Raw genomic sequence first — 12,363 nt, 5'->3', positions numbered from 1 at the left:
TTGCCCTTTCTGTTTCTGGGCGTTATTTTTGAGCTTTCTGTCTTCAGACGTTATTTTTCCGACCATTCTGTTTTTAGGCGTCCATTTGACAGGTTAAGACAGGTTAATAAAGATAAGTTAAAAACAGATGAGCGGATTAAAGGAAAAAGACAAATATTTAATAACAGTGTGAACTTTGATATTTGTTTATCCTGCATTTAGCTTAAAAACAGGCATGGATGTACAGGAAACGCTGTTCTTCAGAGCCCATGTCCCTGAAGGGGGGAATCATATATATTTAAATACTTATGGGTAATTGCTCTCTGTCAACTTGCTAAATCCACGATAACTATATATATCTACAAGAAATGGGCATTTCGGATTAAATCAAGATTTCACTTCATGACTTCACTTTTCACCATTTCATCCCTGCGGAAAAAAGGAGGTATTCGGCATTACAAAACACATAAACGCTTGTGCACTTGATAACATGCAGACTGGAGATATTACTCTGAACGATCCATATACCGTACCTTACAGGGGCATATACGCAGTCTGCGACGCGAAGAACGAATATGCGGAGATCATTGAGCACTCCAACTGCTACAGCGGGGCTTCCTGGTCCCTTTACCACTATGCAAAAGCTCCTCTTATCCTTAAAGCCCGTTCGAACGGGAACATGATCCGTTACTTCGTGAAAACCGGAACCTCGAATCTCGAACTCAAGGCCTCAGTTGCCGCCGCAGGCATCGAATCCGTAATCGTGGAAGGGGATGAGGTTCAGGTCACATACGCCGGACTCGGAGGCGGAGGAGTCGGTGCGACCCGCTGCCGGGCTTTTGCAGACGGGGTTTTACGCTATAATCTGACCGAATCCGGAGGGGAACGCTGCGCAAAAGGCACTATCATTATCCCGAGGCGGAACCGAGTGCTGATCGGCATTGATGACACGGATTCCAAGGAAACGGGAGCCACCTGGACCCTGACCCACAACATCGCAAGCGAACTCGACTGCCCGGACGCCGTATACCTCTCCCACGCCCTTGTACAGCTCTTCCCGGTCCCTGAAAAGACCCAGAACTGCATGTCAACGGTCCTGGAGTTTGGCTGCAAGGACGAAAAAGCAAAAGAACAGCTTGTCGAAGCCCTCAAAAAAGCCCTCGAAAAATACAGCGCTTCCAGCGAAACCGGGATGGTTGTCCTCACTGACTTTTATGCTAAAGGCCTCTACGAATACAGCAACCGCTGCCGGACAGAACGGGTCTCGAAAGAATATGCCCTTAGCTGTGCCAAAGAAAACGGCGTGGAAGTCGTCCTGGACGGGAACGGCGTAATCGGAGCCCTGGGTGCTCTGCCCTGGTTTGCCAGGCCACAGGAATCAATCGTTCCGGGTACCGAAATCAAACCGCTTATCGATTAAAATTTAAAAAGTACCGGAAATATTCGGATACCTTCGGATACCTTCGGAAACATCCTTAAATATCCTTAACATTCGGAAACATCCTGAACAGAGATGGGAGACGTGAGCAAAGAAACAGGAAGACCCGAATGCACCGGGTTCGAAGCCCTTTACCTTTCAGCCCTTGACAGCGACGTGGAACTCATAACAGCCGTCCCCGGCTACCCTATCACCTCCCTAATGGAACTTTTTTTGGAAAATGCACATTTTGATGCCAGATGGCTTACGAACGAGAAGGTTGCCCTGGAAATAGCCCTCGGAGCCTCTTCTTCGGGCCGAAGGTCCCTTGTGATTGTTAAACATGTGGGCATGAACCTCCTTTCGGACCCCCTTATCACTTCGGTCACGCACACTATCGGGGCTGGCCTTGTGATTATTGCAGGGGACGACCCCGGCGTGAAAGGTTCCCAGAACGAACAGGACTCCCGTTGGTACGGCAAAATTGCCGAGGTCGCAGTGTTTGACCCGCATGACCCGACGACCGCTTACCGGGTTCTCAGGGAGGCATACGAGCTATCGGAAAAAACAAAGACTCCGGTCATCGTCCGGGTCACCGCAGGGCTCGATAAAATTACAGGAGGGGTTACCCGCCTCCCACCTTCTGGAAAAACCCACCCCGAATTCGACCGCTCGGCCTGGAACATACGGATGCGGGAAAAGCACCAGCGCTTCCATAAAGAAGTGTACCCCCTGCTGGAAGAAGAAGCCGAAACTACGGAACTGAATATCCTCAAAAAAGGAAAAAGAAAAGAAAAAGAAGCAGGGAAGCTTTCGGAAAAGACAAGTATGGGTATCATTTCCTCGGGTTTTGCTTCAACCGTGGTGGAAGAAGTCCTGGGAAAATCAAACAAAGGCAACACGGTTTCGCACTTATCTCTGAACCTCGTAAACCCGCTTCCACTCCGGAAAATCGGAGCCTTTCTGGAAGAAAACGACAGAGTACTCGTGGTCGAGGAGTCAGAGCCCGTTATTGAAGACCAGCTCCGTATCGCAGGAAAAGTATACGGGAAAAACACCGGGCACGTCCCTTACGGGCAGGTCCTTGCGGAAGATATCGAATTTGCCCTTGAGCATATCGGGGAGGAAAAACCTTCAAAACCCGGGGAGAGCGGAATTTCAGAAACCCGGAAACAGAGCAGGACTTCCATCTGCGAAGACTGCCCCTACCTCCCCCTCTACCGCTTCCTCCGTTCCCTCGATGTAAGGGTTGCGGGAGACATGGGCTGTTCCATCCGGAGCGCCCCCGAACCCCTTGCGGCAGTGGACGTGAGTTTTGCCCTGGGTTCCGCAATCTCGGTTGCCTGCGGTTTCGAGAAAAAAGGAATAGCCGTGATCGGGGACTTTGCCCTGGCGCATTCCGGCATCCTGGGGCTGCTCACTGCCGTGAACTCCGGATATGACGTGCTCGCGCTCGTACTCCTGAACGAGGTCGCAGCCATGACCGGAGGACAGGAAGTCCCGGACCTCACTAAAGCCGTTGAAGCTATAGTGCCGGATGTTTCGCTTATCGACCTTGACGGGAAAAACGGGGAAAATGAAAGAGGTGACGAAAGCGAAAACAAAAATGGACATGAAAGAGAAAATGAAAACAAAAGTCCTAATTCGGAACTTTCGAATTTGATCTCCGAAAAACTTGCCCTTCCCGGAGTTTCAGTTATTTTTGTCAAAGGAAAATGCACAAAGTATTGATTTCAGGGATCTTTCCCTGATCCGGCATTTTCCAGGCTTTTCTAACCTAATCTATCCTTTTTTAGCCTTTTTTCCTCGACTGGATTATCCATTTTAACTTTGGGCCATTTCTTTCAAATTTATTCATTCCCAAAACGTCCCCTTTTCCCAAATTTTGTTTCTTCCACAGTTTTCACGCAGAAAAAAGGAAGCATTCCCTTTATTCCCAAAGTTAGAGAAAAACAGCTCCCTAAAAAATAACTTCGAACCATTTTGAAGCTTAATAAAAATATAAATCCCTTGCAAAAACTAGTATAAATGGAACCCTTCTGAAAAATAATGGAACCGGGATATTCTATCAAACGGACTAAGAAACAGACTAAGAATGTTTAGACGAAGAATGTTTATATTTGTACCGGGAAACAATACTATGGGACATCTGAACTCAAATATGGGACAGAAAAGGGGGAGAAAATATATTGGATAAGAAATTTCAGATTTTACTGGCAGTTGTAGCTCTGTTGCTATTTGTCGGAGCATTCACGTATTTCACCCAGAACCCTCTGCTGTGGGGAACGGGAGCCGTCGCTGTGCTTTTTATGGTCTTACTTTTCAGGATAGACCCTCTCAGCCCTGAAGAAAAATGAGAGAAAGAACGGGGAAGAAAAGAGAGGAAGAGAAAGAAAGAGAAAGAGACGGGACTTTTACCCCTGAAAATTTAATGTAAATACCCCCGTTTAACCTTTAGTAGTAGTTTTCAGGATTATTCTTCAGAGTTATTCAGAGTTATTCCAGATTATTTCGTAGTTGTTACAGAATAATTAAAGAGTTGTTTTCCAGGAGTTGTTTGCTACAGTCGTTTCCCGGAGTTATTTTCAAGTTATTTTCAAGTTATTTTTCAGATTCAAGACAGGATTCCGGACGAAAGTTAAGATTTGATTCGGGATGAAACTTATGAAACGGAAGATCAGGATTACTGCAGTATGTTTGATGCTCCTCATCTCTACTCTTTTTGCCGGCTGTGTTGACCAGGAGCCGGCTGAGGATGAAGATGAAACAGGGGAAGGAGGAGCAGGGGAAGAGGTTGATGAGGTAGACGGGGAAGGTTCCGGGGAAGAAAAGCCCTCCGGGGAAGAGGGACCCACATTGCCTGAACTTGAGGATAAAAGTGCGGGGTTTTTAAAATATTATAGTCCCGAAAAAGCTGAATTCGAAGCGAAGGTCCCTGCCTACTCCCTGCCTCTCAGCGAGTCGGGAATTGCGAATTACGGGGATTTTTCGGGAAAGATAAACCTGGAGGCTTCGGACCTTGAGAAACTGAAGGAAAACGGCTTTGTTATGATCGAAAACCCCTACAACCCCGGGGAAGAGGACATAACAAGGATGTACTCAATCCTGGAAGAAGAGGAAGTCCCAATCTTTATTACCACCGATTCCCTGCTGCACCTCTACCACATCCAGTTTGACGAGACTCTGCGCCAGATCGAGGAACAGGAATTTTATGCTGCGATCTGGGAAACCGATAAAGCCCTGCTGGATGCCTCAGTCGAGGAGTATAATGGCAACTCAGGGGAAGTGAAGGAAGCCGCAAGGAGAAACGCAGCCTATTTTGCCGTTGCTTTGAGCCTGCTCCAGCCTAAACCCGACCAGGTACAGGATGCGGAAGACCCCTACGGCATGGAGGACGAGTCCCTTTTCCCTGCCGGGGCAGAAGAAAGCTACCGGTTTGAAGTCCCCTCTTTCGTAAAAGAGGAGGTCGAAGCCGAACTTGCCCTGATCGAAGCCCATGCCGGTTTTTCACCTTCCCCGATTTTCATGTACACGGAAGACTACTCCCAGTACGTGCCCCGCGGCCATTATACCCGCTCTGCGATGCTGGAAAACTACTTCAAAGCCTTCATGTGGCACGGCAGGATGACCATGCTCCTGAAAGGAAAGCTTATCCAGGCCGATGACCCCGAAAAGGAAGCCAGGATCCAGACCATGCAGGCGGGCCTGATCGCCTCGGAGCTTGAATCGGACCCGGAACTCTTTGGAAACTGGGAAAGGATCTACCTGGTTACGGCGTTCTATGTAGGCTTTTCCGATGACCTCGGGCCCTATGAGTACATCGAAGCCCTTGATACCGTGTTTGCCGGGGACTTCGAGCCCGAAAAGCTAGACGAAGCCAGTGTTGGGGAAATGAAAGCAAAGCTTGCCGAATTCCAGGGCCCTGAAATCTACGGCGGAACCGGAGCCTGCGTGCTTGAACCACCCTTTACCCCGGAACAGGCTGACGAGTGCCTGAACGATACCAGGGGCTTTCGCTTCATGGGGCAGCGCTTTATCCCGGACTCCTACATGTTCTCGAACCTTGTGGGAGCCTATACCGGGGAATACCGGGGAGATGCGGGGAATCAGGGAGATGTAGAGCCGCCTTTCACCCTGGTAATCTCGGGAGCAGGCAGGCCTATCCGGGGTTTTCCCCGCGGAATTGATGTCATGGCCCTGCTCGGCTCGGAAAGGGCAGGCTACTGGCTGGACGAACTGGACGATTCGAACTACGAAAACTACAGCGCCCGTTATGATGAGCTGGACGCCGAATTTTCCGCTTTCAATGAAAGCGACTGGAACAGGAACCTCTACTGGGCCTGGCTCTACTCTCTCCAGCCCCTGCTCGAAGACCACGGGGAAGGCTACCCCACTTTCATGCAGACCGAAAGCTGGCAGGACAAAGAACTGAACACAGCCCTTGCTTCCTGGACCGAGCTCAGGCACGATACCATCCTCTACGCCAAACAGAGCTATACCATGGTAGAATCCGCAGCCCCGATGCCTCCTGAAGAAAAACCGGTTGTGGGCTATGTGGAACCTGTGCCCGAGTTCTATGCCCGCCTCCTCACCCTTACCCGGATGACGAACCAGGGCCTGGACGAAATGGAAGTGCTCGACCACGCCTCAAAACGCAGGCTCGATAACTTAGAAGGCGTCCTGGAAAGGCTGCTGGAAATCTCGGAAAAGGAACTTGAAAACGAAGAGCTCAGCGAAGCCGACTACGAGTTCATAAAGACCTTCGGGGACCAGCTGGAAGGCGTCATCTCGGACGTCGACGAAAAAGCCCGGAAAACCACCATCGTGGCTGACGTCCACACTGAAGGGAACAGCGGCATGGTGCTCGAGGAAGGCGTAGGTTACGTGGACATGATAGTGGTCGCATACAAACTCCCCGACGGCCGCATCCTTGTGGGCGCAGGGCCCGTAATGAGCCACTACGAGTTCAAACAGCCCATGGACGACCGCCTGACCGATGAAAAATGGAGAGAAATGCTGGAGGAAAACCCGCCGGAAAGGCCGGAGTGGACCTCCACATACATTTCTTAACTTTTTTTCTTTTAGTTTTTATTTCCATTTTTAATTTCCATCTTTAGTTAGAGACTGTTATAGGGTTCCTGACAGATAGATTCCTGGCAGGAGAAATTTATAGGAAACAGGTTTTGTTGGCGAACAGGTGGAAAAATTTTAATACATTATGGATTATTGGAGAAATATGTATAAAAAATTTGATATTTTGAAGAAATATAAAAAAATCCCACTCATAAAAACTTATCACTCTATAAATCCCCCATACCCGCACTTTCGGTCGCAAATCCGGAATTACACTGGCCCAATAAGGCTGAGAAGGTAAGAACCACCTATTCAGGAGAAACATAACTCCGGTCAAGAAAGAATTGCAAAGCGGCTGAGATGAAACTAATGAATCGCAGAATTAAAACAATCGTTATTTGCATAATATTTTCAGTCTCCATTTTTGTAGGTGGCTGCCTGGAAGAGAATGGAGATAGGAATGGAAATACCACCACAGGGCACCTGAAGACCGAAGCAGTAAGCTTTTCCGGCTCAGGGGCAGGGGATTTTCCACTCACAAAAAACTACCACCTGGAAGCCCTTGATATAGAATTAAAAGTGCCTCCCTATGAACTGCCCCTGGAAAAAGCTGAGATCTCCAACTATGAAAACTTTTCAGGTAAAATCCAGCTGGACGCACAGGCACTTGAAAAGCTGAAAACTAACGGTTTTGTGGTAATCGAAAACCCCTACAACTCCGGGGGAGAGGATATAACAGGGATGTATTCCAGCCTTGAGAAAGAGGGAGTCCCGATCTTTATCACCACCGACTCCCTGCTACACCTCTACCACATCCAGTTTGACGAGGCCCTGCGCAGGATCGAGGAACAGGAATTTTACGGTCTGCTCTGGGAAATCGACAGGGATCTCCTGAATGCTTCCGTGGCAGAGTACAATAACGCAAGCTCATCGAAAGAGGTAAAGGAAGCCGCGAGAAGAAATGCGGCCTATTTTTCCGTGGCTTTGAGCCTTCTCCAGCCGAAGCCTGAACAGGTCCGACAGGCCGATGAACTCTTTTCTTTCGAGTACGATGAGTCCCTTTTCCCTGCCGGGGCAGAAGAACGGTATCAGTTTGAGGTCCCCGGGTTTGTAAAAGAAGAAGTTGCTTCCGAACTGGCCCTTATCGAAGGGCACGCTGGCTTTGCAGCCTCCCCGATTTTCCTGTACCAGGAGGACTATTCCCAGTACGTGCCCAGAGGCCATTATACCCGTTCGGAGATGCTGAGAAATTATTTCAGGACCTTCATGTGGCACGGTCGGATGAGCATGCTGCTTAAGGGCGAGCTTATCCGGGCCGAAGACCCCGAAAAGGAAGCCAGGATCCAGACCATGCAGGCAAGCCTGATAGCCTCGGAGTTTGAATCAGACCCGGAACTCTTTGGAAAATGGGACCGCATCTACACGGTTACGGCGTTCTATGTGGGCTTTTCCGATGACCTCGGGCCCTATGAGTACGTTGAAGCCCTTGATACCGTATTTGCCGGGGACTTCGAGCCCGGAAAGCTAAATGAAGTTAGTGTTGCGGAAATGAAAGCAAAGCTTGCCGAATTCCAGGGCCCTGAAATCTACGGAGGCACAGGAAACTGCACCATACCTCCCCCTTATTCCCCGGAACAGGCCAACGAGTGCCTGAACGATACCCGGGGTTTCCGCTTCATGGGCCAGCGCCTTATCCCGGACTCCTACATGTTCTCAAGCCTTGTTGGGGCATATACCGGAGAATACCGGAAAGATACAGGACAGCCGCCTTTCACCCTTGTAATCTCGGAAGCAGGCCGGCCTATCAGGGGTTTTCCCCGCGGGCTTGATGTCATGGCCCTGCTCGGCTCGGAGAGAGCTATTTACTGGCTGGACGAACTGGACGATTCGGACTACGAAGACTACAGCGCCAGGTATGCTGAGCTAAATGCCGAATTTTCCTCCTTCAACGAAAGCGACTGGAACCGAAACCTTTACTGGGCCTGGCTCTACTCCCTCCGGCCCCTCCTGAAAAACCACGGGGAGGGCTACCCGACCTTCATGCAGACCGAAGGCTGGCAGGATAAGGAGCTTGCAACCTCTCTTGCCTCCTGGACCGAACTCCGCCACGACACAATCCTCTATGCCAAACAGAGCTACATAATGCGCTCTACAGCAGCACCCCCGCGCCCCGAAGAAAAAAAACCTGTCGTGGGCTACGTAGAACCCGTGCCTGAGTTTTACGCCCGGTTGCTGGCTTTGACGAGGATGACGAACCAGGGACTGGACGAAATGGGTGTCCTCGATTCCGCCTCAAGACACAGGCTCACAAACCTTGAATCCGTCCTGGAAAGGCTGCTAAAAATCTCGGAAAAGGAACTTGAAAACGAAGAGCTCACCGAGAGCGACTACGAGTTCATAAAGACCTTCGGAGACCAGCTCGAAGGCGTCATAGCAGAAGTAGATGAAAAAGCCCGGAAAACCACCATAGTGGCTGACGTCCACACCGAAGGGAACAGCGGCATGGTGCTCGAAGAAGGCGTAGGCTACGTGGACATGACGGTGGTCGCATACAAACTCCCCGACGGCCGCATCCTTGTTGGCGCGGGCCCCGTAATGAGCCACTACGAGTTCAAGCAGCCCATGGACGACCGCCTGACCGATGAAAAATGGAGAGAAATGCTGGAGGAAAACCCGCCTGAGAGGCCGGAGTGGACCTCCACATACATTTCTTAACTTTTTTTATTAAAATGAAAAAACGGTGCTCCCTCATTATCGGTTGATGTTGTTCCATCGGTTGATGTTGTTCCCAAAATTCCCAAAAATTGCATCTTCCTTGCCCTTATAAGCTCGAGGAATGCTCGCCTGGTCAGAGAAATATTTCACTGTCCCAGAAAACCGTTTTTCAATTATGGTCCCGGACGTAAATATTTACACTTACTAACCACGGAAGACACGGAAAGCACGGAAGGATTGTACCCCTATTTCCTTTATTCAGTGTTTTCAGTGCTTTCTGTGGTTAAACTTTCATTTGAGATCGGGGAAGGAATTTGGGTCTTTGACTATAGATTGTAAAAATGCCTCCGCCAGCTTGCCTGGCGGCCCTCACACAAAAAAATAATAAAGAGATATGAAAAAGCAGTATTTGCAGATTGCATTTATTTCTTTTTTGCACTTACAGGTTTTTAGGCTACTTTTATTTTTTTGATTTATCTCCTCTTCCAACCGCTCTTTTTTGCCTTTTTTCTCATCATTTTATCTGTCTACTCTTTATTCTGCAAAAGCCGGTCGCCTTCGGCGCCCGGGGACAATAACGAAAAAAAAGATGAGGGGTGGCCAGTTCCGGTTGTATGGGACATGACTAAGGATTCAGAGCAAGCCATTACTTTTTTAATAAAAAATATCAACCGAATAATACCGGAGACCATTTCTTTTAAGTACATCTATTTTTGAATTTAGGGTTCTTTTTTGTTAATTAAATCATATACTATTACTAATAAACATAATAAATTAATACTTAATTACAGAAAAGTATTAATATTTAACATATATTGATAAAATCATGTTAAGATTTAAATAGTAAATCGTCATTTATATTCATACTGACAAAAAAGTTTGGCTTTCTTCAGAAAGCTCCAAAAAGTATCGATTTTCCTGCAAAGAAGGAAGATGTTGTTAAGCGCTAAGAATAATAACGCTAGAGACGGCATTCTGCGGAAATAAATAATCTCCGGAAAAGGAGTATACAAACGCTGCAGATGTTGCCAGGGAATTGAAAGGAGACTAAACAAAAGTAAAGGGGAAATATCATGGAAACTGAGGGTAAAGGCGGATTTATTACAGAACTTCCTATGGAAGCTCAGAAGATATTAAAAAATACAGATTTTCCTGTAAAAAGAAACGGCATTATTGAGCAGGCAAGGAAGAGTGGAGCAATCCCGGACATACTAAGGGGACTTGGCATGCTTCCGGACAAGGAATACAATAACTCTGAGGATGTCGCCGAGGAACTTCATAAAATTTACATCGGGGTTCCCTCCTAAAAAACGTAACTTATTTTTGTTTATAGGACTTACGCAGTTGAAGCAAAAACCAGTGGCATGAGACACCAAACTATCTAACCAATAATGTTCATGGGAAGGTATCAAGTGCTTGTTTTTCTTCTCAAGTGCGTAACTTCTATTTAATTTATATTAGGAAAGCTTAAAAATAATTATAGAAATAACACTTCTAAAAATAACACTTCTAAAAATAACACTTCTAAAAATAACACTTCTAAAAATAACACTTCTAAAAATAACAATGAAAAGGGATTGTTCAGCACATCCAAAATCAGTCTAAAGATTCTGTTTTACCTATGCTGAATGTTAGAAATAAGTAATGAAGAAGAGTTAGAGAAATTCTCATTTCTTATGCATTTCAGATCGAAACCTTCCCTTCTTCCTTAATCGTGTGGACTTTTTCCTGCTTTACTTCATTTATCATCTTTTCAAGGTAATCTCTCGGGATACTCTTGTGCTTTTCTTCGGTACAGATCTTGACCTTATCGATCAGGGCACAGAGTTCATCCCGCTCAAGGCAGAAACCGATGCTGTTAATTATGCCTTTGAGGGCTTTTGTGCCGGTGTGCTTGCCGACGATCAGGTTGCGCTTTCCGCCCACCATTTCGGGGAGGAAGAGTTCGTAGGTCCTGGGCTCTTCCAGGATTGCAGCAACGTGGATCCCGGACTCGTGGGTAAAGGCGTTTTCCCCGACCACAGACTTGTTTATGGCGGGAGCGATGCCGGAGTATTCCGCGACCAGTTTGGAAAGTTTAGTCAGTTTGGTAGTGTCATAGCGGTCGATGCCGTACTGCACCCTGAGGGCTACCATCACTTCTTCAAGAGAGGCATTGCCCGCCCGTTCCCCGATTCCGTTAACGGTTGTGTGGAGCTGTTTTGCCCCGGCTTCGGCGGCGGCAAGGGTGTTTGCGGTGGCCATGCCCAGGTCGTCATGACAGTGGATGCAGATTGGGGTTTTGACCGTCTTGAAAATCTCACTTACCAGGTAGCTGGTACTGGAAGGGTTCAGGATGCCTATGGTATCGGCAAGGCTTACGTAAGCCACCTTGTAGTCCCTCTCAACTTCCAGGAAAGCCTGTTTGAGCCGGTCCACGGGGGTCCGAGTAGCATCTTCGGCTGCAAAACGCACTTTCAGCCCATGATCGGTTGCATATTCGATAGTTTCTTTAGCACAGCCCAGCATCTCCTCAAGACTCCGGTGGTACTTGTGCTGGAGATGCATATCGGACATGGCGATAAAAATGCTAACAATGTCAACGTCACATTCCAGAGCAGCGTCAACATCCCCTTTTACGGACCTGGAGAGGCAGCAGATTCTTGAATCGTACCCCTGGTTTGCAATTTCCCTGACAATCTCCTTTTCGTTGGCTGAAACTACGGGAAAACCTGCTTCAATAACCTCGATTCCCATCGAATCCAGCTCACTGGCCATCGCCAGCTTCTGCTCCCGGTCAAATACGACTCCCGGGGTCTGCTCTCCATCGCGGAGGGTAACATCACAGATTTCTATATCAAGGGGGCGGTGATCGATGAAGTCCATCAGCGTGTTTCTGGAGTACTGCTCGCTCTCTGACATGGTACTGATTCCTGTGCTTGTTTTTGCTGCTTGTGAGGACATATTTAATTAATTTTAATGATAGATCGCAATTTGCCCCTGCTATCGCCCTAATGCTTGAGTGGAAACCTTTCAGGGCTGGAAAATTCTTTTAAAGGCAAAAAATGTACTATTTTAGTAAGATTAAGGATAGCTTAACCTGCATGTATATAAACGTTATCCCGAGGGGAAAGTAATTTCCGGCAACAGCATAAACGTACATTACGAAGTGAAAAGGAAGTGAAAAGGAAGTAAAAAAG

The 12,363-nt window shown here is 47.8% G+C and carries 7 protein-coding genes; 6 read left to right on the top strand and 1 reads right to left on the bottom strand.

Annotated features, from left to right (window positions below; genetic code table 11):
* The first annotated feature begins 469 nt into the window (after positions 1 to 469).
* The 6 genes from mmp11 (at position 470) to MSMTP_RS07470 (ending at position 10,491) form a co-directional block, all read left to right on the top strand.
* On the top strand, positions 470 to 1,399 hold the full coding sequence (gene mmp11 / locus MSMTP_RS07495) for a methanogenesis marker protein 11 (RefSeq protein WP_048178485.1): 930 nt from the start codon (positions 470 to 472) through the stop codon (positions 1,397 to 1,399).
* Positions 1,400 to 1,492: 93 nt separating this feature from the next.
* On the top strand, positions 1,493 to 3,127 hold the full coding sequence (locus MSMTP_RS07490) for an indolepyruvate ferredoxin oxidoreductase subunit alpha (RefSeq protein WP_048178484.1): 1,635 nt from the start codon (positions 1,493 to 1,495) through the stop codon (positions 3,125 to 3,127).
* Positions 3,128 to 3,585: 458 nt separating this feature from the next.
* Positions 3,586 to 3,753 (top strand): hypothetical protein, encoded by a 168-nt coding sequence (locus tag MSMTP_RS19100; protein WP_156153729.1) that lies wholly within the window; start codon positions 3,586 to 3,588, stop codon positions 3,751 to 3,753.
* 298 nt (positions 3,754 to 4,051) lie between these two features.
* Positions 4,052 to 6,466: a DUF3160 domain-containing protein gene (locus MSMTP_RS07485; RefSeq protein ID WP_048178483.1), complete on the top strand. Its 2,415-nt coding sequence runs from the start codon at positions 4,052 to 4,054 to the stop codon at positions 6,464 to 6,466.
* A gap of 372 nt (positions 6,467 to 6,838) precedes the next feature.
* Entirely contained in the window at positions 6,839 to 9,184 is a 2,346-nt protein-coding gene (locus MSMTP_RS07480; protein WP_082090541.1) for a DUF3160 domain-containing protein, read from the top strand.
* Positions 9,185 to 10,257: 1,073 nt separating this feature from the next.
* Positions 10,258 to 10,491, top strand: a complete 234-nt coding sequence (locus MSMTP_RS07470; protein ID WP_048178480.1) for a DUF2795 domain-containing protein — start codon at positions 10,258 to 10,260, stop codon at positions 10,489 to 10,491.
* 376 nt (positions 10,492 to 10,867) lie between these two features.
* On the opposite strand, the gene MSMTP_RS07465 is transcribed toward MSMTP_RS07470, so the two are convergent.
* Positions 10,868 to 12,085 (bottom strand): homocitrate synthase family protein, encoded by a 1,218-nt coding sequence (locus MSMTP_RS07465; RefSeq protein ID WP_048178479.1) that lies wholly within the window; start codon positions 12,083 to 12,085, stop codon positions 10,868 to 10,870.
* Positions 12,086 to 12,363: the final 278 nt, after the last annotated feature.

Origin of the sequence: Methanosarcina sp. MTP4 (assembly GCF_000970045.1) — an archaeon.
In the GTDB taxonomy this organism is placed as follows: Archaea; Halobacteriota; Methanosarcinia; order Methanosarcinales; family Methanosarcinaceae; genus MTP4.
The sequence above is the reverse complement of the archived record's forward strand: the minus strand, read 5'-3'. Positions and strand labels throughout refer to the sequence as shown.